The sequence below is a fragment of the Streptomyces sp. NPDC045431 genome, assembly GCF_040646655.1.
Taxonomy (GTDB): Bacteria; Actinomycetota; Actinomycetes; order Streptomycetales; family Streptomycetaceae; genus Streptomyces.
In genome coordinates this window covers 94,272-118,891 of sequence record NZ_JBEZAQ010000015.1, presented here as the reverse complement: position 1 = coordinate 118,891, position 24,620 = coordinate 94,272, and the positions used below count along the sequence as shown (strand labels likewise).

The 24,620-nt window shown below is 72.5% G+C and carries 24 protein-coding genes; 15 read left to right on the top strand and 9 right to left on the bottom strand.

The window, feature by feature from the left end:
- The first annotated feature begins 46 nt into the window (after positions 1–46).
- The 4 genes from AB0A69_RS25935 (at position 47) to AB0A69_RS25920 (ending at position 3,753) form a co-directional block, all read left to right on the top strand.
- Positions 47–460 carry a hypothetical protein gene (locus AB0A69_RS25935; RefSeq protein ID WP_361426643.1) on the top strand — a complete coding sequence of 138 codons (414 nt, stop codon included), beginning with the start codon at positions 47–49 and terminating at the stop codon, positions 458–460.
- Positions 457–2,205 (top strand): cation acetate symporter, encoded by a 1,749-nt coding sequence (locus AB0A69_RS25930; RefSeq protein ID WP_361426640.1) that lies wholly within the window; start codon positions 457–459, stop codon positions 2,203–2,205. The genes AB0A69_RS25935 and AB0A69_RS25930 overlap by 4 nt, the downstream gene beginning before the upstream one ends.
- Positions 2,202–3,431, top strand: coding sequence for a histidine kinase (locus tag AB0A69_RS25925; RefSeq protein WP_361426637.1), 1,230 nt, complete (start codon positions 2,202–2,204; stop codon positions 3,429–3,431). The genes AB0A69_RS25930 and AB0A69_RS25925 overlap by 4 nt, the downstream gene beginning before the upstream one ends.
- A gap of 100 nt (positions 3,432–3,531) precedes the next feature.
- The gene (locus AB0A69_RS25920; RefSeq protein ID WP_361426635.1) at positions 3,532–3,753 is read left to right on the top strand and encodes a DUF6296 family protein; all 222 of its coding nucleotides are present in this window, start codon (positions 3,532–3,534) and stop codon (positions 3,751–3,753) included.
- A gap of 95 nt (positions 3,754–3,848) precedes the next feature.
- On the opposite strand, the gene AB0A69_RS25915 is transcribed toward AB0A69_RS25920, so the two are convergent.
- Positions 3,849–4,364, bottom strand: a complete 516-nt coding sequence (locus AB0A69_RS25915) for a hypothetical protein (protein WP_361426634.1) — start codon at positions 4,362–4,364, stop codon at positions 3,849–3,851.
- Between the two features lie 170 nt (positions 4,365–4,534).
- Positions 4,535–5,068, bottom strand: coding sequence for a sigma-70 family RNA polymerase sigma factor (locus AB0A69_RS25910; RefSeq protein ID WP_361426631.1), 534 nt, complete (start codon positions 5,066–5,068; stop codon positions 4,535–4,537).
- A 280-nt stretch (positions 5,069–5,348) separates the two neighbouring features.
- On the opposite strand from AB0A69_RS25910, the gene AB0A69_RS25905 reads away from it, so the two are divergent.
- Complete coding sequence (locus AB0A69_RS25905) at positions 5,349–6,608, top strand: CapA family protein (protein WP_361426629.1); 1,260 nt, start codon at positions 5,349–5,351, stop codon at positions 6,606–6,608.
- Between the two features lie 13 nt (positions 6,609–6,621).
- On the opposite strand, the gene AB0A69_RS25900 is transcribed toward AB0A69_RS25905, so the two are convergent.
- On the bottom strand, positions 6,622–8,070 hold the full coding sequence (locus AB0A69_RS25900; RefSeq protein WP_361426626.1) for an amino acid permease: 1,449 nt from the start codon (positions 8,068–8,070) through the stop codon (positions 6,622–6,624).
- Positions 8,071–8,253: 183 nt separating this feature from the next.
- Here AB0A69_RS25900 and AB0A69_RS25895 point away from each other — a divergent pair, with 183 nt between their 5' ends.
- Positions 8,254–9,198, top strand: coding sequence for a polysaccharide deacetylase family protein (locus AB0A69_RS25895; RefSeq protein WP_361426623.1), 945 nt, complete (start codon positions 8,254–8,256; stop codon positions 9,196–9,198).
- Between the two features lie 64 nt (positions 9,199–9,262).
- On the opposite strand, the gene AB0A69_RS25890 is transcribed toward AB0A69_RS25895, so the two are convergent.
- On the bottom strand, positions 9,263–9,919 hold the full coding sequence (locus AB0A69_RS25890; RefSeq protein WP_361426620.1) for a class F sortase: 657 nt from the start codon (positions 9,917–9,919) through the stop codon (positions 9,263–9,265).
- A 315-nt stretch (positions 9,920–10,234) separates the two neighbouring features.
- Between AB0A69_RS25890 and AB0A69_RS25885 the strand changes: the two genes are divergently transcribed.
- Positions 10,235–10,735 carry a hypothetical protein gene (locus tag AB0A69_RS25885; protein ID WP_361426617.1) on the top strand — a complete coding sequence of 167 codons (501 nt, stop codon included), beginning with the start codon at positions 10,235–10,237 and terminating at the stop codon, positions 10,733–10,735.
- 113 nt (positions 10,736–10,848) lie between these two features.
- Here AB0A69_RS25885 and AB0A69_RS25880 read toward each other — a convergent pair whose 3' ends face one another.
- The 3 genes from AB0A69_RS25880 to AB0A69_RS25870 all read right to left on the bottom strand — a co-directional run bounded on the left by AB0A69_RS25880 (position 10,849) and on the right by AB0A69_RS25870 (position 12,925).
- Positions 10,849–11,385, bottom strand: a complete 537-nt coding sequence (locus AB0A69_RS25880; protein ID WP_361426614.1) for a hypothetical protein — start codon at positions 11,383–11,385, stop codon at positions 10,849–10,851.
- A gap of 156 nt (positions 11,386–11,541) precedes the next feature.
- Complete coding sequence (locus tag AB0A69_RS25875; RefSeq protein ID WP_361426611.1) at positions 11,542–12,306, bottom strand: DUF4239 domain-containing protein; 765 nt, start codon at positions 12,304–12,306, stop codon at positions 11,542–11,544.
- 52 nt (positions 12,307–12,358) lie between these two features.
- Entirely contained in the window at positions 12,359–12,925 is a 567-nt protein-coding gene (locus AB0A69_RS25870) for a hypothetical protein (protein ID WP_361426853.1), read from the bottom strand.
- Between the two features lie 217 nt (positions 12,926–13,142).
- On the opposite strand from AB0A69_RS25870, the gene AB0A69_RS25865 reads away from it, so the two are divergent.
- The 3 genes from AB0A69_RS25865 to AB0A69_RS25855 all read left to right on the top strand — a co-directional run bounded on the left by AB0A69_RS25865 (position 13,143) and on the right by AB0A69_RS25855 (position 17,539).
- Positions 13,143–14,189 carry an SCO0930 family lipoprotein gene (locus tag AB0A69_RS25865; RefSeq protein WP_361426608.1) on the top strand — a complete coding sequence of 349 codons (1,047 nt, stop codon included), beginning with the start codon at positions 13,143–13,145 and terminating at the stop codon, positions 14,187–14,189.
- 336 nt (positions 14,190–14,525) lie between these two features.
- Positions 14,526–15,344, top strand: a complete 819-nt coding sequence (locus tag AB0A69_RS25860) for an SAM-dependent methyltransferase (protein WP_361426606.1) — start codon at positions 14,526–14,528, stop codon at positions 15,342–15,344.
- A gap of 2 nt (positions 15,345–15,346) precedes the next feature.
- The gene (locus tag AB0A69_RS25855) at positions 15,347–17,539 is read left to right on the top strand and encodes an EAL domain-containing protein (protein ID WP_361426850.1); all 2,193 of its coding nucleotides are present in this window, start codon (positions 15,347–15,349) and stop codon (positions 17,537–17,539) included.
- Here the strand turns inward: AB0A69_RS25855 and AB0A69_RS25850 are convergent.
- Complete coding sequence (locus AB0A69_RS25850) at positions 17,479–18,411, bottom strand: LysR substrate-binding domain-containing protein (RefSeq protein ID WP_361426603.1); 933 nt, start codon at positions 18,409–18,411, stop codon at positions 17,479–17,481. The genes AB0A69_RS25855 and AB0A69_RS25850 overlap by 61 nt on opposite strands.
- A 96-nt stretch (positions 18,412–18,507) precedes the next feature.
- On the opposite strand from AB0A69_RS25850, the gene AB0A69_RS25845 reads away from it, so the two are divergent.
- The 5 genes from AB0A69_RS25845 to AB0A69_RS25825 all read left to right on the top strand — a co-directional run bounded on the left by AB0A69_RS25845 (position 18,508) and on the right by AB0A69_RS25825 (position 23,512).
- Positions 18,508–19,212, top strand: a complete 705-nt coding sequence (locus AB0A69_RS25845; protein ID WP_361426600.1) for a succinate dehydrogenase cytochrome b subunit — start codon at positions 18,508–18,510, stop codon at positions 19,210–19,212.
- Position 19,213: 1 nt separating this feature from the next.
- Positions 19,214–21,160: a fumarate reductase/succinate dehydrogenase flavoprotein subunit gene (locus tag AB0A69_RS25840; RefSeq protein ID WP_361426597.1), complete on the top strand. Its 1,947-nt coding sequence runs from the start codon at positions 19,214–19,216 to the stop codon at positions 21,158–21,160.
- Positions 21,157–21,906, top strand: a complete 750-nt coding sequence (locus tag AB0A69_RS25835) for a succinate dehydrogenase/fumarate reductase iron-sulfur subunit (RefSeq protein WP_361426594.1) — start codon at positions 21,157–21,159, stop codon at positions 21,904–21,906. The genes AB0A69_RS25840 and AB0A69_RS25835 overlap by 4 nt, the downstream gene beginning before the upstream one ends.
- A 314-nt stretch (positions 21,907–22,220) precedes the next feature.
- Positions 22,221–22,667: a tyrosinase cofactor gene (locus AB0A69_RS25830; protein ID WP_361426591.1), complete on the top strand. Its 447-nt coding sequence runs from the start codon at positions 22,221–22,223 to the stop codon at positions 22,665–22,667.
- A 17-nt stretch (positions 22,668–22,684) separates the two neighbouring features.
- The gene (locus AB0A69_RS25825; RefSeq protein ID WP_361426588.1) at positions 22,685–23,512 is read left to right on the top strand and encodes a tyrosinase family protein; all 828 of its coding nucleotides are present in this window, start codon (positions 22,685–22,687) and stop codon (positions 23,510–23,512) included.
- A 90-nt stretch (positions 23,513–23,602) separates the two neighbouring features.
- Here AB0A69_RS25825 and AB0A69_RS25820 read toward each other — a convergent pair whose 3' ends face one another.
- Positions 23,603–24,616: an MsnO8 family LLM class oxidoreductase gene (locus AB0A69_RS25820; protein ID WP_361426585.1), complete on the bottom strand. Its 1,014-nt coding sequence runs from the start codon at positions 24,614–24,616 to the stop codon at positions 23,603–23,605.
- Positions 24,617–24,620 lie beyond the last annotated feature (4 nt).

Genomic DNA, 24,620 nt, shown 5'->3' with positions numbered 1-24,620 from the left:
GTAGACTCCACAACCCCTGCCCCCGACCCACCAGCCCCGGACGACGATGCCCGCAGAGCAGCCCACCGCGCGCCGCCCGCGCCGCGAGACCGTGACCGGCGTGCCGCGCTCCGCCCGAAGGCCGCCCCGCCCGCCCGGTCACGCCCCGGCCCGCTCCGAGATCAGCGAGCAGACCTCCCTCGGCCACACCTACGTACGCTCCCTGATGCGCAGCCAGCTGCGCGCCGCGCTGTCGGCGCTCGCCACCCTCGCCCTGGTCGTCGGCACCCTGCCGCTGCTGTTCGCGCTGCCCCAGGCCCTCGACTCCACCGCGCCGTCGCCCGCGCCCTTCGTCTGGGCCGCCCTCGGCGTCGGCGTCCACCCCGTCATGTGGCTCGTCGCCCACTGGTACGTGCGCCGCGCTGAGCGCAACGAACGCGACTTCACCGGGCTGCTGGAAGGCCGGTTGGAAGGGCGGTGAACCAGACCTACGCGGTGGCCGCCGTCACCACCGTCGTCCTCGCCACCGTGCTCATCGGCTCCCTCGGCCTGCGCATCTCCCGCACCACCTCCGACTTCTACGTCGCCTCGCGCACCGTGCGCCCGGGCCTCAACGCCGCCGCCATCAGCGGCGAATACCTCTCCGCCGCCTCGTTCCTCGGCGTCGCCGGGCTCGTCCTGCTCCAGGGCCCCGACATGCTCTGGTACCCGGTCGGCTACACCGCCGGGTACCTGGTCCTGCTGGTCCTCGTCGCGGCCCCGCTGCGCCGCTCGGGCGCGTACACCCTCTCCGACTTCGCCGAGGCCCGGCTGGAGTCGCCGCGCGCCCGGCGGCTCGCCAGCCTCCTCGTCGTCGGCATCGGCTGGCTGTACCTGCTGCCGCAACTCCAGGGCGCCGGGCTGACGCTGGAGATCCTCACCGGGGCGCCCGAGTGGGTCGGCGGGCTCGTCGTCGCCGTCGTCGTCACCGGAGCCGTGGCGGCGGGGGGCATGCGCAGCATCACCTTCGTCCAGGCGTTCCAGTACTGGCTCAAGCTCACCGCCCTGCTGGTGCCCGCCCTCTTCCTCGTCACGGCCTGGCTCGGCGACGACGCCCCGCGCGCCCGCTTCGACGCGCCCGCCGTCTTCCGGGAGCACACGCAGGTCCGCGTCGACGACACCGTACGCATCGACGTCGACGCCCCGCTCACCCTCACCGTCTCCGGCCGCGTCGACCGGGTCGCGTACGACGGCGGCCGCGTCACCCTCACCGAGGGCACCCACCACGTCGAGGCCGGCACCACGCTCGGCTTCCCCGCGGGCGCCCGCGTCCCCGAGCGCGCCGCCACCGGGACCGACCCCCTCGGCTGGTCGCAGCCCCTGGCCGGGGGGCGCGACGGCGGCCAGCCCGACGGGCGGCAGCTGTACGCCACGTACGGGCTGATCCTCGCCACCTTCCTCGGGACCATGGGCCTGCCCCACGTCGCCGTCCGCTTCTACACCAGCCCCCACGGCCGCGCCGCGCGCCGCACCACCCTCGTCGTCCTCGGCCTGATCGGCGTGTTCTACCTCCTGCCGCCCGTCTACGGCGCGCTCGGCCGGATCTACGCGCCCGAGCTCGCGCTGACCGGCGCCGCGGACGCCGCCGTCCTCGTGCTGCCCGACCGGGTGGTGGGCGGGCTCACCGGGGACCTGCTCGGCGCGCTGCTCGCGGGCGGGGCCTTCGCGGCGTTCCTGTCGACGGCCTCCGGGCTGACCATGTCGGTGGCCGGGGTGCTCGGCCAGGACGTGCTCCCCTCACGCGGCGTACGCCACTTCCGGCTCGCCGCACCGCTCGCCATGGCCGTACCGCTGGGGCTGAGCCTGGTGGCGACGAAGGTGCCGGTGGCGGACGCGGTGGGCCTGGCGTTCGCGGTGTCGGCGTCGTCGCTCTGCCCGCTGCTGGTGCTCGGCATCTGGTGGCGGCGGCTCACCCCGCCCGGCGCCATGGCGGGGCTCGTCACCGGCGGCGGGGCCGCGCTCACCGCCGTCATGGCCACCCGGGCGGGCCTGGCCCCCGAGGGCTGGCCGCACACCCTGATGGCCTGGCCCGCCGTCTGGTCCGTGCCGCTCGGCTTCCTCACCATGGTGGGCGTCTCCCTGGCGACGCCCCGCCACGTGCCCGCCGGGACGCCGGCGATCCTGGCCCGGCTCCACCTGCCGGAGGGGCTCGTCGGCCGCCCCGACCGCGAGGGGGCCGAGCGATGAGCGGTACCCCCGGGACCCTGCTCGCCGCCCTCACCGCCGCCGGGGCCGTGCTCCTCGCCGCCGGATTCGCGCTCGGCCGGCTCACCGCCCGCCGCGCCGGGCGGGACGTCCTCGACCTCGGCACCCCCGTCGAACGCGCCACCTTCCACACCCTGCACACCGCGTCCCTCGCCGCACCGCCGCTGCGCGCCGGGCTCACCGAGGACACCGCCCGCAAGGCCGCCCGGCGCCTGCGGCCGCTGCTCGGCACCGAGGCGCTCTGCCTCACCGACCGCACCGCCGTCCTCGCCTGGGACGGGCCCGGCGCCGACCACCACCGCGACCAGGTGATGGAACGGGTCGCCGAGCTCCTCGACTCGGGCCGCAGCCAGAGCGTGCGCACCGACTGCGGCGACCTGGACTGCCCGCTGCGCTGGGCCGTCCTCGCCCCGCTCACCGGCGAGGAGGGCGTGCTCGGCGCCCTCGTCGCGTACGGGTCGCGCGAGTCGGCCGTACTCGTGCGGGCCGCGACCGAGGTGGCCCGCTGGGTCTCCGTACAGCTGGAGCTGGCCGAGCTCGACCTGTCCCGCACCCGGCTCATCGAGGCCGAGATCCGTGCCCTGAGGGCCCAGATCTCCCCGCACTTCATCTACAATTCGCTCGCCGCCATCGCCTCGTTCGTCCGCACCGACCCCGAGCACGCCCGCGAACTCCTCCTGGAGTTCGCCGACTTCACCCGCTACTCCTTCCGGCGGCACGGCGACTTCACCCACCTCGCCGACGAGCTGCGCTCCATCGAGCAGTACCTGGCGCTCGCCGGGGCCCGCTTCGGCGACCGGCTCCAGGTCACCCTGCAGGTGGCGCCGGAGGTGCTGCCGGTGACGCTGCCGTTCCTGTGCCTCCAGCCGCTCGTCGAGAACGCCGTCAAGCACGGCCTGGAGGACTCGCGCACCACCTGCCGTGTGACCATCGCCGCGCGCGACGCGGGCGCCGAGGCGGTCGTCACGATCGAGGACGACGGCGTCGGCATGGACCCCGCCGTCCTGCGGGCCATCCTCGCGGGCGAGCGCCCCCGGTCCTCCGGCATCGGGCTGTCCAACGTCGACGAACGGCTGCGCCAGGTGTACGGGGACGACTACGGGCTGGTGGTGGAGACGGCCGTGGGCGCGGGCATGAAGGTGACGGTGCGTGTCCCGAAGTATCACGCGGGTGTGCACCGCACCCCACCCATGTCCGGCCAGGTATGAAAAGTCCCGTTTTGGGGACGCGGGTGCAGGGCGGCGACCGCTCCACGCGATCGCAGCCACCGGGAGGTATCCACCGGAAGGCAGCCACCGGGAGGCAGCCATGCCCATCCATGACCACTACGAGCTGGACTTCGGGCAGGACACAGTGGTGGAGGTGCACCGCACGGACCGCACCGGCGCCGGCGGGCACCCGGTGTACGCCGACGACACGGGAATCGTCCTGGCGGAGATCAGCGACCAGGGCGAAGTGCGGATGATGGCGAGCGGCGGCCACCAGGACCCCGCCGCGAGGGTCCGGGCGCGTCCCGTCCAGCCGCACTGACACCCGCGCCGACACCCACGTGCCGCGCCCGCGTGCGGCGCATCGCATACGATCGCCGCCGACGCACGCGTACGCGCACGGTCACGGGCGCGCGCTCAGTACAGGCGCAGCGCCAGGTGGCCGAGGGGTAGGCCCACCTGCCAGGCGGGCAGCCACACGCGTGCCGACTCGTCCACCGCGAGGCCGGCCGCCGGGGCGGCGGACAGCGCGCCGAGGTCCGTGGCCAGCAGCTGCGTGGAGTCCAGCAGGCGCCAGGTCTCGTGCGCGAGCGCGAGCCCCGCGTCCTGCGGGCGCGCGAGCTCCTCGTCCGCCGCGCGCCGCGCGGCGAGCCGCTCGCGGACCCAGGTGTCCCAGGGGTGCCCGTACGCGGTGAGCGCGAGCCACTCGTCCAGCCGGGCCTCCGTCCCGGCCTCCGAGGAGACCACGGCGACCCCGTCGCAGAGGTAGAACGTGAGCGCGAGCGTCCGGCGGCCCGCCCGGTATTCGAGCGAACCGGGCGCGACCAGTCCGCCCGAGCGCAGCAGCTCATCGGCTAAGTACTCGGCACACAGCCAGGCCATGGGGACCGCCAGCCCGCCCCCGTCGGTGCCGTTCGTGCTCTCGGGCCGCAACGTTCCCACCTTCTTCCGGACGTTCTTGCGTGCGCGGTGCGTGTTTCCAGACGACGAGCCTCCACCGTGGGACACGGCCGGGGGTGCGCTTTTGCCCAACTCGGTGCTGTGGTTTCGAATACGTTCCGGCCGCGGCCGTGACCCACGGGGGCCGGGGGGAACCAGGGCCGTCAGGGGCGTTCGGGGTAGCCCGGCAGGCACCGGCCGAGCGCCCGCAGCGCGTAGTGCGAGCGCGACTTGACCGTCCCGGCCGGTATGCCCAGCTCCGCCGCCGCCTCCTTCACCGACAGGCCGTCGAAGTAGATCCGGACCAGCACCGCGCGGTGCTCCGGGCTCAGCTCCCGTACCGCGGCGCGGACGTCGAGGGCCGCCATCGCCGACTCGGTGGCGTCGGCCGGGTCGGGGGTGGCGGCGAGCGCGCCGTCGCCGATCTCGGTGGGGCGGGCCAGACGGGAGCGGCGGGCATCGATCGCGAGGCGCCGTGCCACCGTGAAGAGCCACGGCCGCATCGACTCGTAGGGCGCCTCGAAGGCCTCGGGGTGCTGCCAGGCGCGGACCAGCGTCTCCTGCATCAGGTCCTCGGCGCGCTGCCGGTCACCGTACGTCAGGCCGAGCAGGAAGTTCAGCAGCGCGTTGCCGTGCTCTCGCTGGAGCTCCGCCAGGGTCCGCTCGTCGGTGGTCGGCGTCGCCGTCGCCGTCGTCATCGTTCACATCCCTTCGCGCCGTGCCGCGTCGCTCGGTCCGTATCCGAACGCATCCGGGCGCGGAGGGACAGGCGGCGCACCGCGATCTGCGACGAGCGGTCGCACCGAGCGACGAATGGTGCGGCGAACGGTCGGCCGCGGTGCGTTGATGCCCTTGGTCCGGTTCAGGCAATTTGTGTGATTTTCCGACTTAAAGGATTGAATGATTCCTGGATCCCGTAGGGATTCCAGGGAGCCAGCACCTGGTGCACCCCCACCCGAAGCCCTACGGAGCCCGGCCATGACCACCGCCATGACCACCCCGCGCACCCGCCCACGCATCCGACGCAAGACGGTGGCCGCGACCGCCGTACTACTCTCCGTGACGGCGGGCTGTGCGGGCGCACAGCCCTCCGGCGCGCCCGCCGCGGCACGGCACGAGAACGGGGCCCACGACCGGTCGGCCGCAGCCGTGCCGTCCTCCGCCGGCGGCGCCGCCGCCCACTCCGAGCGGCGCGGCTTCACGCTCGTCGCCAGCGGCGACGTCCTGCCGCACGCCTCGATCATCCGCCAGTCCCAGGCGGACGCGAACGTTACGGGCGCGGGCGGCGGATACGACTTCGGCCCGATGCTCTCCGGCGCCAAGCCCGTCGTCTCCGCGGCCGACCTCGCCATCTGCCACATGGAGACGGTGTACGGCCCCGAGGGCGGCCCCTACACCGGCTACCCGTCCTTCAAGTCGCCGCCCCAGATCGCCACCGCGCTGCGCGAGACCGGCTACGACTCCTGCTCCACCGCCTCCAACCACACCCTGGACGACGGCCTCGACGGCCTGCGCCGCACCCTGGACGCCCTCGACAAGGCGGGCGTCCGGCACGCGGGGTCCGCCCGCTCCGCCGACGAGGCCGCCCGGCCCACCCTGCTGAAGGCCGGCGGCGCCACCGTCGCCCACCTCGCCTACACCTATGGCACCAACGCCGACCCGCTGCCGCAGGAGCAGTCCTGGGCGGTCAACCTCATCGACGAGAACAGGATCGTCACGGACGCGCGGGCGGCCCGCGAGGCCGGCGCCGACGTCGTCGTGGTGAGCATGCACTGGGGCACCGAGTGGCAGACGGAAGTCGACCAGCAGCAGCTGAGCCTCGCCCGCTCCCTCACCGCCTCCGGCGCGGGCGGCCGGCCCGACATCGACCTCATCATCGGCACACACGTCCACGCCCCGCAGGCCTACGAGAAGGTGAACGGCACGTGGGTGGTCTACGGCATGGGCGACCAGATCGCCGGTGACATGATCAACAACCAGGGCGCCTTCGACCCGCGCGGCAACCAGGGCACCATCGGCCGCTTCACCTTCGCGCCGCCCGCGAAGCCCGGCGGCCGGTGGGAGGTCCAGAAGGCCGAGTACCTCCCGCACTGGTTCAAGACCGCCACGGGCCGGGTGATCAACGTCAACGCGGCGATCGAGCGGGGCGAGAAGAGCCTCACCGCCGTACGCGACGAGATCCGGCAGGCCGTCCTCAGCCGAGGCGCGGACAAGGACGGCCTGCTGATGGGGAAGTGACGCGGAGGTAGCGTTACGCCTCCGGCCCGGGCGGCGGCGCCTGCCCCGTCCGGGCCTCGCTCCCGGCCAGGTGGGACCGGCGGTAGGAGTAGCCGAAGTACACCACCAGCCCCAGCAGGAACCAGACGGCGAACCGCGCCCAGGTCTGCCACTGCAGGAACGTGATCAGCCAGAGCGAGAACACCACACCGAGCGCCGGCACGAACGGCATCCCGGGCGTACGGAAGGTGCGCGGCAGCTCCGGCCGCTTGTAGCGCAGCACGATGACGGCGATGCACACGACCACGAAGGCCAGCAGGATGCCGATGTTGGTCAGCTCGGCCGCCTCGTTGATCGGCAGGAACCCGGCGATCAGCGCCGACGCGATGCCCACGATCCACGTCACCCGGACCGGCACGTGGCGCGTGGGGTGCGTCTTGGCGAACCACTGCGGCAGCAGCCCGTCCCGGGACATGGAGAACCACACACGGGTGGCGCCCAGCATGAACGTGAACATCACGGTGAGGATGCCGATGATCGCGCCCACCGCGATGACGTCCGCGAGCGCGTCGAGGCCCACCGACTGGAACGCCGTGGAGAAGCCGCTCTCCTTGTCGATCTCGGAGTACTTCTGCATGCCGGTGAGCACCAGGCAGGCCAGCACGTACAGCACCATCGAGACGGCGAGCGAGTACACGATCGCCTTCGGCATGTGGCGCTGGGCGTCCTTGGACTCCTCCGCCGCCGTCGACATCGCGTCGTAGCCGAACACCGCGAAGAAGACGGTCGCCGCCCCGGTGAACGCCCCGCTCACCCCGAACGGGAAGAACGGGCTGTAGTGCGTGGTCGTGATGTGGAAGAAGCCGACCACGATCACCAGGAGCACCACGAGCACCTTCAGCACCACGACGACCGTCTCGACGCGGGCCGCGTTCTTGATGCCGAGCGTGAGCAGGTACGCGATCAGCAGGCAGAGCAGGGCGGCGAAGAGGTCCACCTTGTGGCCCTCACCCGTGCCCGGAGCGCCCAGCATCCAGGCGGGCAGCTCCGCGCCCACCTCGTCCAGCAGGAAGGTGAAGTAGCCCGAGATGCCGATCGCGACGACCGACACGATGGCGGTGTACTCCAGCAGCAGGTCCCAGCCGATGAACCAGCCGGCGATCTCGCCGAGGACCGCGTAGCCGTACGTGTACGCCGACCCCGCCTTCGGGATGAGCCCGGCGAACTCGGCGTAGCTGAACGCGGCGGCCGCGCTCGCCACCCCCGCGATGAGGAACGAGATCAGCACCGCCGGACCGGCCGTGCCGTTGGCGACGGTGCCGGCGAGGGTGAAGATGCCCGCGCCGATGATGCCGCCCACGCCGATGGCGGTGAGCTGCCACAGGCCCAGTGTCCTGGTGAGGCGTTCCGCCGCCTCGCCCTCTTCGATGTGCTCGATCGGTTTGCGGCGCAGAATCCCCTGCCCCGCGCGGAGTCCGGCCATGGGCGTCACCTCTTTGCATACGGCATCGGCTGACGGCCGATCATGATGGCTCAGCCGCAGGCCGGGCGGAAGACACCACACACCAGGGGCCCCGATTGCGCCACTCGTCCCAACGAGTGCAATCGGAGGCCCCGGCCGGTGTGGGTCAGGGGGAGAGGGCATCCGCCATGCGAGTTATTAATCATGAAAAACGATCAGATGCCCACGGGGCGGCGGATGGTGCTGCGCATCGCCGCCGCGCTCGGGGCCACCACCACCGTCGGGCTCTTCGCATCGGACCGGTTCGCGTCGCCCGGGCGCACCACCTCCGCGCCCGGCCCGTCCACGTCCCCCCTCACCCCGGGCCTCCCGGGCGGCCCCGGCGCCCCGGGCGTCCCCGATGCCGCCGGCGCTCCGGGGCGGGCCGCCGTCGCGCCGCCCGCGGCCGCCGGGCCCCAGGCGCGGGCCCGCGCGCGCCTCGCCCCCTCCGCGTACCGCCTCCAACCCATGGCCGGGGACAGCCCCGCCCGCTTCCGGCGCGCCCTGCCGCCGGTGCGGCAGCGGCCCTTCCTGCGGATGTCCGGCACCGGCCGCACGATGGTCCTCTCCTTCGACGACGGGCCCGACCCCCGCTACACCCCCGCCGTGCTGCGCACCCTGCGCGCGTACGACGTGCGCGCGATGTTCTTCGTCTGCGGTGAACTGGCCGCCGCACGCCCCGACCTGCTGCGCGAGATGACCGCCGACGGCCATGTCGTCGGCAACCACTCCTGGTCGCACCCGAACGTCACCAAGCTGCCCCCCTCGCGCATCCGTGACGAGCTCGGCTCCACCAGCGACGTGATCGCGCGCGTCACCGGCTCCCCGCCCCTGTGGTACCGGGCCCCGTACGGCGCCTGGAACCGGCACTCGTTCGAGATCGGCGCCGAGCTCGGCATGGAGCCGCTCGCCTGGACCGTCGACACCCTGGACTGGACCGAGCCCGGGACCGCGAGCATCGTCAGCCGGGTCCTCGACGGGGCGGGGCCGGGCGTCGTGGTGCTCTCCCACGACGCGGGCGGCGACCGCTCGCAGAGCGTGGCGGCGCTGAAGACCTATCTGCCCCGGCTGCTGGAGGCCGGCTACCACGTGACCGTGCCGCGCAGATGACGGCTGCGTACGAAACCGGCCGCCGGGGTACGTACCCCGGCGGCCGGTGCGTGCGCGGCGGAGCTCAGCGGGCCTGCACCATCCGCGCGAAGACCACCACGTTGCCGTCGTACCCGCCGGCCTTCGAGTAGCCGCCGCCGCAGGTGATCACGCGCAGCTCCGCGTGGCCGGTGTCGCCGTAGACGCGCACGCCGGGGAAGTCCTGCTTGGAGAACACCTCGATGCCGTACACCTCGAAGACCGCCACCCGGCCGTCGTAGCGCGTGACCTCCACCAGCTGGCCGCGCTTGACCGAGCCGAGCCGGTAGAAGACCGCGGGCCCCGACTCGTTGTCGACATGGCCCACGACGACCGCCGTACCGCGCTGGCCCGGCGAGATGCCGTTCTGGTACCAGCCCGCCAGGTTCGGGTCCTGGGCCGGCGGGGCGTCGATCCAGCCCTCCTTGTCCAGACCCACGTCCATGATCGGGGCGTCGACGTTGACCGCCTCGATCCGGATGCGCGACGCGGGCGCGTATGCCAGTGTCTGCAGCGAGGCCGGCGGCGTGGGGGCCGCGGCGACACCGCGCTCCGAAGGCGTCGCCAGGGCCGCGGGCTGCGGCGGACCGAGCTGGTCGTCAACGCCGTTCCGCACCATCGCGAGACCGGTGAGCATGACGAGGGCCAGTGCGCCCCACGGCGGGCGTCTCCGCCAGTCGAAGCCGGTGTGGTCCAGACCCATGGTTCTCCCTTCGAGGCGTCTGTACGCACGGTAAGGGCGGCGCAAGGGGCGGGCGATCAGTGAGGCGCGAACGGGTGGCGGGGGTGCCGGACGGGTGATGACCCATACGTGTAGTCGTCCACCACCGGCCTGACGGTCTGTGACCTGCGACTCCGTCAGCTCCGTCGGCGCGGCGCCGGTGTGTCGCTTCACCGGTGTGGACCAATGCCCAAAATGCGGTGATCCGACCGGCTTGTGATGGTTCGACGTGGAGAGACGTACTCGTCGAATTTCCCGGAGCGCCGCTTCGGGGCGTCTTCCACTGGAGGTTCAACCATGCGTGCTTCACGCGCTCTCGCGGTGGCCGCCACCGCGTTCGCGGCCGTCGGAGTCTGCGCTCCGGCGGCCGTCGCCACCGGTGGTGGTACCGGCGGCAACGGTCCCACCAACGTCACCGTCCGTCCCACGCAGGTGCACCAGGGCGGCCAGCTCGCGGTGAGCGCCTCGGGGTGCAACCGCGGCGGCAGCGTCACGTCCAACGCCTTCCCTCCCACCGCACTGACCCTGAACCGTTCCGGCAACTCCGCCGCCACCCCCCGGATCTACGACCACGCCACGCCCGGCCAGTACAACCTGGCCGTCAAGTGCAACGACAGCGCCCTGGTCGTCACCCGCACCTTCACGGTCATCGCCGGCCGCGGCGCGCAGGGCGGCCTCGGCGGCTCCATGGCCCCGAGCTCCACCGAGATGGCCATCGGCGCCGCGCTCGTCGGCACGGCGGCCCTCGGCGGCGGGCTGTTCATCAGCCGGCGCCGCCTGAGCGGCGGAAAGGTCTGACCGGCCGAACCTCCCGGTCGGCCGAATACGCCCGTCGCCCCGAGTCCTCGCTGAGGGCTCGGGGCGACGGGCTTCCCGCGGGTGCTTTTCCTTCGGTGCTTCGGTGCTTTCGGTCAGTGGCGGCGGTGGTCGGCCCGGCGGCGCACCACGAAGATGACGCCGGTGGCCGCGGCCACCACCAGGCCCGTACCGAGGGCGAGCTGGCCGGTGTGCCAGCCGCCGATGCTGCCGCCGAGGCCGCCGCGCGCGCCACGGGTGGGTGCGACCGTCGCGGTGGCCGTTCTGGTGACGGTCGGAACGGCGGTGGACCTGGTCGTCGGGGTGGAGGTGGCCATGGCGATCCTGAGGTCCACGGAGCCGGGGCTGCCCCCCGCGCAGGTGAAGTTCACCGTGTAGACGGCGCCGCGCCTGGCGTCCCAGTCGACGGTGGCCGTCGCCGACCCGCCGGCCGGGATGGTCACCGTGTCGAAGACGCCCGCCGACGCCATGGCCGTACCCGGACAGCCGGGGGCGGAGAGCGTGATCCTGCCGCCCGGCTGCACGCTCGTCGGGCTGATCAGGAAGTCGCCCTGCTGCGCGGCGGCGGGAGTGGCGAGGGCGAGAGCGGCCGCTCCCAGCAGAGCGGCGGACGCGGCACGTATCGCGCGCATGGTCGATCCTCCGGGTCCCGAGGGGCAGCTGCGGAACGGATTTCCACAAAGGGTCTGATATGCACCTCGATGCCCGACACGCTAGGAGCGCCGTACCACACCCGCGATCCCAGACGGGCGAATGGGGCACCGGAGTCCCCCGGACGGCGGATACTCTCAGCTCCGCACGTGCGGAAAGAGGGCGAGGAGCGGGTCGGGTGTCGCCGACACCCCGCGGCCGAACGGCGCGTCGAACGCCCAGATCAGGAACAGCAGGAACGCGATGAGCGCGCTGAAGAGACCGGCCAGCAGCAGCTCGCGGAACGTACGCCGGATCTGGAGCATGAAGATCATGCCGACGGTGACCAGGGCGCCGATGATCAGACCGAACCACACCACCCCCGGCATGGTGGCGCCCGCACTCTCGGCGCGCGCCGCGCGGGCGTCGTCCACGAGCGCCACCTGGTCCACCAGCGGCTGGTACGCCTCGCCCTCGTGCGCGTCGGCGGGCCGGTAGTCGGTGACGCTCCGCCGCAGCCGCTCCAGCAGCTCGGTGCCCTTCTCGGTCAGCTCGCCCCGCTCGGCCATGTGCGGCCACTCGGTGTCGACGACGTGGGACACGTACGCCCGTACGTCGTCGCGCACGCCCTCGCGCACGGCCTCGGGCCACACCTCGACGCGTCGGTCCACCTGGTACAGGGCCTGGGCCTCCTGGCGGACGGTGTCCTGGGCGGCGCCGCGGCCCTCCCAGACGCCGGCGATCGCGAGGCCGAGGACGATCGCGTACACCACGCCGATCATCATCGTCATGTACTCGATGACGTCCGGGGTCTCGCTCGGATCGTCGTCATCGCCGACCCGCCGGTTGTTGATGACGACGATGGTGAGGACGACGGCGCACGCGGCGGCCATCGCGATGGACAGAACAAGCCATTCCGACAAGGCGTCTCTCCGTCGGTGATTGTGAGTGCGGATGAGTGCGGGTGAGCCCGGATCAGCGGGACGAGCGGCCGCGCAGCGCGGCGGCGGCGAGCACCGCGGGCGCCGTGACCAGGAGCATCACGGACACCGGGGACGGGCCGCCGTCCGGCTCCGGCGGCGCGATGCGCTGGTAGGCGGGCAGCGGTACGGGGGACGGGGACGGCGGCGGCGCCGGAGCCGGCGGTTTCGGTGGCCGCACGGACGGCGGCGCCGGTTTCGGTGCCGGTGGCGGCGGGGGAGGGGGCGGGGGCACCGGCGCGAGCCGTACGGGAGCCGGCGGTGGGGGCTTGGGTTTCGGTTTCGGCTTCGGCTTGGGCTTCGGCGTCGGTTTCGGCGCGGGGGGCGGTACGGGCTCCGGTGGCGGTGGCGGCGGCGGTGGGGGAGGGGGTGTCGGCGTGGGAGTGGGCGTCGGGGAAGGGGACGGCGACGGGGTGCAGGTGTCGCTCCCCGCGATCGCCACCGCGTTCTCCGGTCCCGAGGGCCCGATCACGGCGTGGGCGCAGCTGTCGGCGGCGGCGGGCAGCGGGGCCACCAGCAGCCAGGCGAGGGTGGCGGCCGGAACCAGCCGCGAGACGATCATTGCGTACACGCCGAACAGCATGATCAGACCGGTGGCGCGGCAGGGCGCGAACCAGGGTGATTCCCCTGAAGGAGCGGTTCTGCGGCGACCTGTGTTTGCCCGGCGGAGAAATTTTCGCTCGCCGCGTTGAACACCGGCCACCTCCCCGCCCGTACCTAGGACCGTGAACGGCGCACACGCGGCGCCGACAACCGGCTAGAACCCAACGGGAGTTGACATGAAGACCTGGCGGAACGCCTCGCTCGCGGTGACCGCGGCGGCCGTGCTGGCGCTGACGACGGCGTGCGGTCAGGAGAAGGGCACGCAGAGCCCCAACGGCCAGGCCGTCGGTGCCGCCGCACCCGCCGGAGCTCCCGCCGAGAACGCGGGCGGTTACGGCTCCGACGGCGGTTACGGCGCCGGCGCCGCGGCCCAGGGCGGTGCCGCCGCGGCCAAGCCGGCCGGTCAACTCGCCGTCTGGGACAGCAAGGAGTTCGGCAAGGTCCTCACCGACAGCGAGGGCTTCACGCTCTACCGCTTCGACAAGGACACGGCGAGCCCGCCCAAGTCGAACTGCGAGGGCGAGTGCGCCAAGACCTGGCCGGTCGTCTCCGCCGACGGCGCCAAGCCCCCGGCCGGTGTCGACGCCTCCCTGATGGGCACGGTGACCCGCGCCGACGGCACCAAGCAACTCACCGTCGACGGCTGGCCGATGTACCGGTACGCCAAGGACACCAAGCCCGGCGAGGCCAAGGGTCAGGGCGTCGGCGGCACCTGGTACGCGGCGTCCCCCGACGGCAAGAAGGCGGCCCCCGGCAACGGCGGCTCCGGCGGTTCGGGCGGCTCCGGCGACGCGGAGAAGCCGGAGGAGCCCGCGACCGGCGAGGGCGGCGGCGAAGGCGGCGGTGAGGACGCCGGCACCCCGGCCGACCCGGCCGGCCTGTCGGTCCGCAAGGACCCCAAGCTGGGCGAGATCGTCGTCGACAAGAACGGCATGACGGTCTACCGGTTCCAGAAGGACTCCGCCTGGCCGATGAAGACCGCCTGCACCGGCGACTGCCTCAAGAAGTGGCCGGTGGTCGCCCCCGTCGACAAGAACGACACCGAGGGCGTCAAGCTCAAGGGCTTCGTGACCTTCAACCGGCCCGACGGCATCAAGCAGCAGACCATCGACTGCTGGCCGATCTACACCTTCGCGGGCGACAGGAAGCCCGGCGACACCAACGGCCAGGGCGTCGGCGGCACCTGGTTCGCCGTCTCCCCCGACGGCAAGCTCGTCAAGTAGCCCGTCGCCCCCCCATTCCCCCCACAGCCGGCCGGAGCGCCCAGCGCAGTCCCCACGCGCCTCCGGCCCCGGGTGGCCGGTCTCCCACCGGCCGGACACCCCGTCGGCCCGCCGGTCCACGCCCCCCGCGTGGACCGGCGGGCCCGCCCGCTCGTGCACCCCGTCCCGCACCGCCCGTATGCTGCTCGAACTCCGCACGTGCCAAAGGCGTGTGACCAAGAACGGACCGCTATTTTCCGTTTCCTCTCGCCCTCCTGGCGGGCGATCAGTAGCCTCGGCTCGAACACCGGCCATGAACACGGCCGCAACCCCCGTGGCTACTTGTTGGAGACATCGATGGAGCGTCCCGCCTGGGTCCCGCCGGGTATCGACATTTCGGTGCCGAGCGTGTCCCGCATCTACGACTACTACCTGGGCGGCTCGCACAATTTCGAAGTAGACCGGGAAGCCGCCCGCAGGGCCATGGAGTTCATGCCTGGACTGCCCAAGATCATGCAGTCGAACAGGGCGTTCATGCGCCGCGCGGTGCGGTACGCCGTGAGCGAGGGCATCACCCAGTTCCTCGACATAGGCTCCGGCATCCCCACCTTCGGCAACGTCCACGAGATCGCCCAGGGTGCCCGCCCCGACGCCCGCGTGGTGTACGTCGACCACGATCCCGTCGCCGTCGCCCACAGCAAGGCCGTCCTGGAGGGCAACGAGCACGCCGCCGTCGTCGCCGCCGACCTGCGCAAGCCCCAGGACATCCTCGCCGCCCCCGAGACGACCGCGCTGCTCGACCTGGACCGCCCGGTCGCACTGCTGCTCGTGGCCGTCCTGCACTTCCTGGAGGACGCCGACGACCCGCAGCGCTCCGTCGCCGAGCTGCGCGACGCCCTGGCGCCCGGCAGCTTGCTGATCGTCACCCACGCCTCGTACGAGGGCGTCCCCGTGCCCCAGGAGCGGGCGGGCGGCGCGGTGGGCGTCTACCGCGACATCCGCAACCCACTGGTCATGCGCTCGCAGGAGGAGGTCACGCGGTTCTTCGACGGGTTCGAGCTCGTCGAGCCCGGCGTCGTGTCGATGCCGCACTGGCGGCCCGAGCCGGACAGCCCGGTCGAGCAGGAGGATCCATACGCCTTCGCGGGCTTCGCAGGGGTGGGGCGCAAGGCGTGAGCGTGCCGCCGCAGGAACCCGGGGCCGGCTCCGGCGCGGAGCCGGACGGCCTCGAGGACAGACTCCGGCGGTTCGCGACGATCTGGAGCCGGGCGATCTTCCCGGTCACGGCCACGTCGCTGACCCGCCCCGAATTCGAACGGCACCTGCTGCCGCTCGCCCGGGAGCTGAGCGGCGCTCTGCACGCCCGGCCGTTCGACCCGGCGCCCGCGCACGGCGTCGGCGCCGCCCTGGTGGCCGCCCACTGCACCGACCCCGACGCGCTCAGCCGCACCCTCGGCGTGGTCGACTCCTACCTGGTGCTGTACTGCCGGGACGCCGAAGCGCCGCCGGGCCCGCCCGGGCCGCCCGACCTCCCCGCCGAGGAGCTCCGGGCCCGCTGCGCCCGGCTCCAGCACGCCCTGGCCGCCGGTTTCGCCCAGGCGCTGCGCGAGCGCACCCGCACCGAGCAGGAGTCCATCGCCCGCTCGGCGCTCTCGGCCCGCAGCTTCGCCGAACGGGCGCTGCACGCCACCGAGGCCCGCTTCCGGGCCGTCTTCGAGGGCGCGGCCATCGGCATCGGCATCGCCGACCTCGAGGGCAACGTGCTGGAGGTCAACGGGGCCCTCACCCGCATGTTCGGCGGCCTGGAGCGCCATGTGCGCGGCCGCAAGGTGTCCGAGTGGGTCCACCCCGAGGACGCACCGCACGTCTGGAACCTCTACGGCGAGCTCGTACGCGGCGAACGCGACCACTTCCGCGTCGAGAAGCCCTTCTACCGGGGCGACGGGACCGTCCTGTGGACCAACCTCACCGTCTCCCTGCTGCGGGACACCGAGGGCAACCCGCAGTACACCCTGGCGCTGATGGAGGACACCACCGAACGCCGCCTGCTGAATCTGCGGCTGCGGTACGAGGCGACCCACGACGCGCTCACCGGGCTGCCCAACCGGACGCTGTTCTTCGAGCGGCTCGACAAGGCCCTCTCGGCCGGGGACGGCGCCCGCTTCGGGCTCTGCTACCTCGACCTGGACGGCTTCAAGGCCATCAACGACAGCCTCGGCCACGCGGCCGGCGACCGGCTGCTCGTGGAGGTCGCCGACCGGCTCCAGTCGGTCGCGACCCGGCCGGGGGAGATGGTCGCCCGCCTCGGCGGCGACGAGTTCGTGGCGCTGACCACCGGCACGGACACCGAGCGGCAGGCCGACGAGCTCGCCCACCGCATCCTCGCCGCCCTCGCCACGCCCATCCGGCTGGACGGCCGGGAGCTCACCGTGCGCGGCAGCGTCGGCATCGTCGAGGGGCCGGCGGGGGAACGCGGCTCCGCGGAGGTGCTGCGCAGCGCCGACATCACCATGTACCGGGCCAAGTCGGCGGGCGGCAACCGCTTCGAGCGTGCCGACCCGGAGGCCGACGCCCGCGCCATCACCCGGCACGGGCTGACCACCGCGCTGCCGGCGGCGCTGGAGCGCGAGGAGTTCTTCATCGAGTACCAGCCGCTCGTCCACCTCGGCGACGGCAGCGTGCACGGCGCCGAGGCACTGGTGCGCTGGTGCCACCCGCAGCACGGGGTGCTCGGCCCCGACCGGTTCATCCCGCTCGCCGAGCACACCGGGCTCATCGTGCCGCTCGGGCGCTGGGTGCTCCAGGAGGCGGTCCGCCAGGCCAGGTTCTGGAACCGGCGCCACTCCGACGGCGGGCCGCTGCGGATCAACGTCAACCTGTCGCCGACGCAGCTGCACCACACCGGCCTGGTCGCCGACATCGTCGACGTACTGGACCGCTTCGGGCTGGAGCCCGGGGCGCTGTGCCTGGAGGTGACCGAGTCGGCCCTGATCGGCGCCGACGAGGACCTGCTCAAGCCGCTGCGGCAGCTGGCCGAGATGGGCGTGGACATAGCCCTGGACGACTTCGGCACCGGCTACTCCAACCTGGCCAACCTGCGCCGCCTGCCGGTGAGCGTGCTGAAGCTGGACCGCTCCTTCACCCAGGGCATGCAGCGGCACCCGGCCGACCCCGTCGACCTCAAGATCGTCGAGGGGATCGTCTCCCTCGCCCACAGCCTGGACCTCGCGGTGACGGTGGAGGGCGTGGAGACCGGCGTCCAGGCCGAGCAGCTGCGGGAGCTGGGCTGCGACACCGCCCAGGGTTGGTACTACGCCCGCCCGGGCGCCCCCGACCGGATCCACTCGCTGGTGCTGGCCGACGCGGTCTGAGACCGCAGCAGGACCTTCTGGAGCTCGCGCGCCGCCCGCGGCGGTGCCACGTCGCTGCGGTGCGCGAGCGCGATCGTCCGGCGCAGCCCGGGCCGTGCCAGGGCCGTCACCCGCAGGTCGCGGCCCGCCCTGGCCGCCACCATGCTCGGTACGACGGCCACCCCGAGCCCCGCCCGTACGAAGCCGAGCACCGCGTCCATCTCGCCGCCCTCGACCGTGAACGACGGCTCGAAGCCCGCGGCCCGGCACGCCGCGACCGTCAGCTCCCGCAGGTCGTAGCCGTGCCGGAACATCACCAGCGGCTGGTCGCGCAGATCGGCGATCCGCACCGGGCGGCGCGGTGGCGGCGAGGCCGCGGACGACACCACCACCAGGTCCTCCTGGAGCAGCTCGATGGTGGTGAGTGCGGGGGAGGGGGTCGGCAGCGGCAGCACCACCAGCGCCAGGTCGAGCGCGCCGCGCGCCAGCTCCCGTACGAGATCGTGGGAGCCGCTCTCCTCGATCAGCAGCTGGATCCCCGGATGCAGGTCGTGGAAGGTGCGCAGCACATCGGGGAGCAGGCCGGTGCACAGGCTCGGCGTCGCGCCCAGCCGCACCCGCCCGCGCCGCAGCTGCGCCACCTCCTGCACCTCGTGGCGCGCGGTGTCGGTGTCGGCGAGGATGCGGCGGGCCAGCGGCAGCAGCGCCTCGCCCGCGTCCGTGAGCGCGATGTTGCCCCGTGCCCGGCTGAACAGCTCCGCGCCCAGCTCCTTCTCCAGGGCCCTGATCTGCTGGGACAGCGAGGGCTGGGAGACGTGCACGCGCTCGGCGGCGTGCGTGAAGTGCCGGGTCTCGGCGACCGCCACGAAATAGACGAGCTGCTGGAACTGCATATCTCCACGATAGGCCCGTTCGATAGTCACTCCCTATGGAGATCAGCGGCACCATGTCTTGGACCTCTCACCCCTGTCCCGCCTAGCGTCGAGTGCATGGCTCTGGCAACGCGGACGGATCGACAACCGTCCCTCACGCGCACCTTCTGGCGATCCACCGTCGGCAAGAAGACGGTCATGGCCGTCAGCGGGCTGATCATGATCGGCTACCTCGTCGCGCACGTGATGGGCAACCTGAAGGTCTTCTTCGGCCCCGGCGAGTTCAACGCGTACGGCCACTGGCTGCGGACCATGGGCGCGCCGGTGCTGCACCACGAGTGGGGCCTGTGGATCGCCCGCGTGGTGCTGCTCACCGCCGTCGTCGCCCACGGTGTCTCGGCGTACCAGCTGAGCCGGCGCGACATCAAGGCGCGCCCGACCGCGTACGCGCACAAGCGCCGCCGCGCGAGCTACGCGACCCGCACCATGCGCTGGGGCGGGGTGATCGTGGCGCTCTTCATCGTCTGGCACATCCTGGACCTGACGACGCTCACGGTGAACCCGAACGCCCAGGCCGGCCACCCGTACGAGAACGTCGTGGCGACCTTCTCCACCTGGTACGGCAACGTGATCTACATCGTCGCGATGCTCGCCGTCGGGCTGCACATCCGGCACGGCTTCTGGTCGGCCGCCCAGACCCTCGGCGTGGGCAACGCCACCCGCGACCGCGCGCTGAAGACCCTCGCCAACGGGCTCGCGCTGGTGCTGACCGCGGGCTTCGTCTCCGTACCCGTCGCCGTCATGACCGGAGTGGTGAGCTGACATGAGCTACCTCGACTACACGACCGGCGAGCCGGTCGTCGACAAGGCGGCCCCCGAGGGCCCCATCTCCGAGCGCTGGGACAGGCGCCGCTTCGAGGCGAAGCTGGTGAACCCCGCCAACCGCCGCAAGCACACGATCATCGTCGTCGGCACCGGCCTCGCGGGCGGCTCCGCCGGTGCGACGCTGGCCGAGCAGGGCTACCACGTCGTCCAGTTCTGCTACCAGGACTCGCCGCGCCGTGCCCACTCCATCGCCGCGCAGGGCGGCATCAACGCCGCGAAGAACTACCGCAACGACGGCGACTCCGTCCATCGCCTCTTCTACGACACCGTCAAGGGCGGCGACTTCCGCGCCCGCGAGTCCAACGTCCACCGCCTCGCGCAGATATCGGTGGAGATCATCGACCAGTGCGTCGCCCAGGGCGTGCCCTTCGCCCGCGAGTACGGCGGCCTCCTCGACACCCGCTCCTTCGGCGGCGTCCAGGTCTCCCGCACCTTTTACGCCCGCGGCCAGACGGGCCAGCAGCTGCTCCTCGGCGCGTACCAGGCGCTCTCCCGGCAGGTCGCGGCCGGGAACGTCGAGCTGCACCCGCGCACCGAGATGCTCGACCTGATCGTGGTCGACGGGCGGGCGCGCGGCATCGTGGCCCGCAATCTGATCACCGGCGAGATCACCACGCACTTCGCGGACGCGGTGGTGCTGGCCTCCGGCGGCTACGGCAACGTCTTCTACCTGTCGACGAACGCCATGAACTCCAACGCCACCGCCGTGTGGCGGGCGCACCGGCGCGGTGCGTACTTCGCCAACCCCTGCTTCACCCAGATCCATCCCACCTGCATCCCGCGCACCGGCGACCACCAGTCCAAGCTGACCCTCATGAGCGAGTCGCTGCGCAACGACGGCCGCATCTGGGTGCCGAAGGCGAAGGGCGACACCCGGCCGCCGCACGAGATCCCCGAGGAGGAGCGCGACTACTACCTGGAGCGCATCTACCCCTCCTTCGGCAACCTCGTCCCGCGTGACATCGCCTCCCGCGCCGCCAAGAACGTCTGCGACGAGGGCCGCGGTGTCGGCCCCGGCGGGCAAGGCGTGTACCTGGACTTCGCGGACGCCATCCAGCGGATGGGACGGGCTGCCGTCGAGGCGAAGTACGGCAACCTCTTCGACATGTACCAGCGGATCACCGACGAGGATCCGTACGAGGTGCCGATGCGGATCTACCCCGCCGTGCACTACACGATGGGCGGCCTGTGGGTCGACTACGACCTCCAGACGACCGTCCCGGGCCTCTTCGCCATCGGTGAGGCGAACTTCTCCGACCACGGCGCGAACCGCCTCGGCGCCTCCGCGCTGATGCAGGGCCTCGCCGACGGCTACTTCGTCCTGCCGTCCACCATCAACGACTACCTCGCCCGCAACCCGCTGACGGACCCGGTCACGGCCGACCACCCGGTGGTACGGGACGTGGTCGGGGAGACCGAGGACCGGCTCGCCCGGCTGCTCGCCGTCGACGGCGACCGCACCCCCGACTCGTTCCACCGCGAACTGGGCGAGCTCATGTGGGAGTTCTGCGGCATGGCCCGCTCCGACGAGGGCCTGCGCAAGGCGCTGGAGCGGATCCCCGCCATCCGCGAGGAGTTCTGGCGCCGGATCAAGGTGCCGGGCACCGGCGAGGAGCTCAACCAGTCGCTGGAGAAGGCCAACCGCATCGTCGACTACCTGGAGCTCGCCGAGCTCATGTGCCTCGACGCGCTGCACCGCACCGAGTCCTGCGGCGGCCACTTCCGCGAGGAGTCCCAGACGCCGGACGGCGAGGCGGCCCGCAAGGACGAGGAGTTCTCGTACGCCGCCGCCTGGGAGTTCGGCGGCACCGGCGAGGCGCCCGTCCTGCACAAGGAAGACCTCGTCTTCGAGTACGTCCACCCCACTCAGCGGAGCTACGCATGAAGCTCAAGTTGCGCGTCTGGCGCCAGAAGAACGCCGACGCCCCCGGCGCCATGGCCACCTACGAGGTGGACAACATCTCGTCCGACATGTCCTTCCTGGAGATGCTCGACACCCTCAACGAGGAGCTCATCCTCCGTGGCGAGGATCCGGTCGCCTTCGACCACGACTGCCGCGAGGGCATCTGCGGCGCCTGCTCGCTCGTCATCAACGGCGACGCCCACGGGCCGGAGCGCACCACCACCTGCCAGCTGCACATGCGGTCCTTCCAGGACGGCGACACGATCGACGTCGAGCCGTGGCGCGCCGCCGCCTTCCCGGTGGTCAAGGACCTGGTGGTGGACCGGTCCGCCTTCGACCGGATCATCCAGGCCGGCGGCTACATCAGCGCCCCCACCGGCTCCGCGCCGGAGGCGCACGCCACGCCCGTGCCCAAGGCGGACGCGGACTTCGCCTTCGAGCACGCCGAGTGCATCGGCTGCGGGGCGTGCGTGGCGGCCTGCCCGAACGGCTCGGCGATGCTCTTCACCTCGGCGAAGGTCAACCACCTCAACGTGCTGCCGCAGGGCGCGCCGGAGCGCGAGACGCGGGTGCTCGACATGGTGGCCCAGATGGACTCCGAGGGCTTCGGCGGCTGCACGCTGACCGGCGAGTGCGCGACGGCCTGCCCGAAGGGCATTCCGCTGCCGTCGATCGCCGCCATGAACAAGGAGTGGTTGCGGGCCACGCGCAAGGTGCGCCGCAGCTGACGCAAGCTGATTCAAGCCACTTCCCGGGCGTGACCCGGGACACGTCCGGAGCCCCGGAACGGAAGATCCTGCGCGAGTTCGCCACATTCGCCGCAAGACTTCCGTTCCGGGGCGTTTCCGTGCCTGCGAACAGCAAGATCAATTCCGTTCAACATCGTACTAATGATGGCGTGTTGTCCGTATAACGGCCAACCCGCCCCTGCGGAATTCCGGGCTCCGACAACCCCCGATAGGCATGGCATGTGCCGGGGGAAAATGACCAAGCCCCCGGTGGCAGCACATCACCGCACCACCGCACCATCAGGGGGTTTTCCATGTCCAGAATCACCCGCCGCCAGGCCATGAGCGTCACTGCCGGCGCGGCGCTCGGCCTTACCGCCGCGGGGCGTGCCACGGCCGCGCCCGAGACCACCGCCGCAGGTGGGGCGTCTTCCGGTACGGCCGCCTCCGTCCCGTCCGACGCGGCATCGGCGCACGGCGCCGGTCCCGCGCCCTTCGACGAGATATTCCTGGGCCGCCGCATCCAGGGCGGCCCCACGCAGAGCGGGGGCGGACACCACGGGGGCCACCACGGAGGCGGCCACGGCTCCGGCTACTCCGTCCGCATCGACGGCGAGGAACTGCACGTCATGCAGAACGCCGACGGCACCTGGATCAGCGTGATCAACCACTACGAGCCGGTCGCCACGCCCCGAGCCGTGGCCCGCGCCGCCGTCCGCGAACTCCAGGGCGCCTCGCTCGTCCCCCTCGCCACGTCCTGAACCGGAGCCACAGCACCATGACCGTACGCAAGAACCAGTCCCAGCTCACCGCCGCCGAGAAGAAGCGTTTCGTCGACGCGGTGCTCGAACTCAAGCGCAGTGGCCGGTACGACTCCTTCGTCTCCACCCACAACGACTTCATCATGAGCGACACCGACAGCGGCGACCGCGTCGGACACCGCTCGCCGTCCTTCCTGCCCTGGCACCGCAGGTTCCTGCTCCAGTTCGAGCAGGCGCTCCAGGCCGTCGACCCGGCCGTCGCCCTGCCCTACTGGGACTGGACCGCGGACCGCACGGCGTCCTCCTCCCTCTGGGCGCCCGACTTCATGGGCGGCACCGGCCGCGCCCGCGACGGCCAGGTCATGGACGGGCCGTTCGCCGCCTCCGGGGGCCGCTGGACCATCACCGTCCGCGTGGACGGCCGCGACTACCTGCGCCGCGCCCTCGGAGCGGGCGGCCGCCAGCTGCCCACGCGCGCCGAGGCCGACTCGGTCCTGGCCATGGCGACGTACGACATGGCGCCCTGGAACAGCTCCTCCGACGGCTTCCGCAACCACCTCGAAGGCTGGCGCGGCGTCAACCTGCACAACCGCGTCCACGTCTGGGTCGGCGGCCACATGGCCACCGGGGCCTCGCCGAACGACCCCGTGTTCTGGCTGCACCACGCGTTCATCGACAAGCTGTGGGCCGACTGGCAGGCCCGCCACCCCGGATCCGGCTACCTCCCGGCCGCCGGCACCCCGAACGTCGTGGACCTGCGCGACACCATGCGCCCCTGGAACGACGTGACCCCGGCGGACATGCTGGACCACACCCGCCACTACACCTACGACACGGCGGCCTGAGCCGCCGCGCCCCCTCGCGGGCCTGGCGCCGGTGTGGCGCCGGGTCCGCGAGGGCGGTCTCAGCGCGGGGCCAGGCCCGCGAGGGCGGTTTCAGCGCGGGGCCAGGCCCGCGAGGCGGGCGAGGCGGCGGTAGGAGTCCACCAGCGCCGCGCCGTCGTACGTACTCGTCGTCACCAGCACCTCATCCGCGCCGGTCTCCTTCACCGCCTCCTCCAGCGCGTCCCGCACCTGCTCCTCGGTGCCGTGGATGTGCCCCCGCAGCCCCGCCTCGTAGAACTCCCGCTGTTTCGGCGTCATCTCCAGGCCCGCGACCCGCTCCGGCGGCGCGAGCGGCGGGAAGTCGCCCTTCGTACGGGAGTACGCCAGCGACCACGCCTCCGGTGTCAGCAGCCGCGCCGCCTGCTCCTCGCTCTCCGCGACCACCACCGTGCCGGCCACGACGACGTACGGCTCCTCGGCCCACGCGGACGGGCGGAAGGCGGCCCGGTACCGCTCGATCGCGGCCACCACCTTCGGCCGCCCCTTCAGGTCGCCTATCACCAGCGGCAGGCCGGCCGCCGCGGCGATCTCCGCGCCCTCACCGGTGGCCAGGACGAACGGCGGCACCCGCAGACCCTCGGCGGGACGCGCGCGCACCCGGGGGTGCGCCGACTGCGTACCGTCGAACCAGCCCAGCAGCTCCGCCAGCTGGGCGGCGAAGTCGTCGGCGTCCTCCTTGTCCCGGCCGAGGGCCCGCCGTATCCCGTCCGTGAAGCCCACCGAACGGCCCAGCCCCATGTCGATCCGGCCCGGGAAGAGCGACTCCAGCACCCCGAACTGCTCCGCCACCACCAGCGGCTGGTGGTTCGGCAGCATCACCCCGCCCGTACCGACCCGGATCGTCCGCGTCGCGGCGGCGACGGCGGCCGCCAGCACGGTCGGCGCCGAACCCGCTACCCCCGGCACCCCGTGGTGCTCCGACACCCAGAACCGGTGGTACCCGAGCGCCTCCACCTCCTGGGCGAGGCGCACCGTGTCACGCAGCGCCTGGGGACCGTCCTGCCCCTCGCGGGTGCGGGAACGGTCCAGCACGGAGAACCTGGCCGAAGCGATCAATGAGCTCACGCCC

Excerpts from the sequence above, each read along its gene's own strand:
- AB0A69_RS25935 (WP_361426643.1), top strand. The coding sequence starts at position 47 with ATGCCCGCAGAGCAGCCCACCGCGCGCCGCCCGCGCCGCGAGACCGTG.
- AB0A69_RS25925 (WP_361426637.1), top strand. The coding sequence starts at position 2,202 with ATGAGCGGTACCCCCGGGACCCTGCTCGCCGCCCTCACCGCCGCCGGG.
- AB0A69_RS25920 (WP_361426635.1), top strand. The coding sequence starts at position 3,532 with ATGCCCATCCATGACCACTACGAGCTGGACTTCGGGCAGGACACAGTG.
- AB0A69_RS25910 (WP_361426631.1), bottom strand. The coding sequence starts at position 5,068 with ATGACGACGGCGACGGCGACGCCGACCACCGACGAGCGGACCCTGGCG.
- AB0A69_RS25905 (WP_361426629.1), top strand. The coding sequence starts at position 5,349 with ATGACCACCGCCATGACCACCCCGCGCACCCGCCCACGCATCCGACGC.
- AB0A69_RS25900 (WP_361426626.1), bottom strand. The coding sequence starts at position 8,070 with ATGGCCGGACTCCGCGCGGGGCAGGGGATTCTGCGCCGCAAACCGATC.
- AB0A69_RS25895 (WP_361426623.1), top strand. The coding sequence starts at position 8,254 with ATGAAAAACGATCAGATGCCCACGGGGCGGCGGATGGTGCTGCGCATC.
- AB0A69_RS25890 (WP_361426620.1), bottom strand. The coding sequence starts at position 9,919 with ATGGGTCTGGACCACACCGGCTTCGACTGGCGGAGACGCCCGCCGTGG.
- AB0A69_RS25885 (WP_361426617.1), top strand. The coding sequence starts at position 10,235 with ATGCGTGCTTCACGCGCTCTCGCGGTGGCCGCCACCGCGTTCGCGGCC.
- AB0A69_RS25880 (WP_361426614.1), bottom strand. The coding sequence starts at position 11,385 with ATGCGCGCGATACGTGCCGCGTCCGCCGCTCTGCTGGGAGCGGCCGCT.
- AB0A69_RS25870 (WP_361426853.1), bottom strand. The coding sequence starts at position 12,925 with ATGATCGTCTCGCGGCTGGTTCCGGCCGCCACCCTCGCCTGGCTGCTG.
- AB0A69_RS25865 (WP_361426608.1), top strand. The coding sequence starts at position 13,143 with ATGAAGACCTGGCGGAACGCCTCGCTCGCGGTGACCGCGGCGGCCGTG.
- AB0A69_RS25860 (WP_361426606.1), top strand. The coding sequence starts at position 14,526 with ATGGAGCGTCCCGCCTGGGTCCCGCCGGGTATCGACATTTCGGTGCCG.
- AB0A69_RS25850 (WP_361426603.1), bottom strand. The coding sequence starts at position 18,411 with ATGCAGTTCCAGCAGCTCGTCTATTTCGTGGCGGTCGCCGAGACCCGG.
- AB0A69_RS25845 (WP_361426600.1), top strand. The coding sequence starts at position 18,508 with ATGGCTCTGGCAACGCGGACGGATCGACAACCGTCCCTCACGCGCACC.
- AB0A69_RS25840 (WP_361426597.1), top strand. The coding sequence starts at position 19,214 with ATGAGCTACCTCGACTACACGACCGGCGAGCCGGTCGTCGACAAGGCG.
- AB0A69_RS25835 (WP_361426594.1), top strand. The coding sequence starts at position 21,157 with ATGAAGCTCAAGTTGCGCGTCTGGCGCCAGAAGAACGCCGACGCCCCC.
- AB0A69_RS25830 (WP_361426591.1), top strand. The coding sequence starts at position 22,221 with ATGTCCAGAATCACCCGCCGCCAGGCCATGAGCGTCACTGCCGGCGCG.
- AB0A69_RS25825 (WP_361426588.1), top strand. The coding sequence starts at position 22,685 with ATGACCGTACGCAAGAACCAGTCCCAGCTCACCGCCGCCGAGAAGAAG.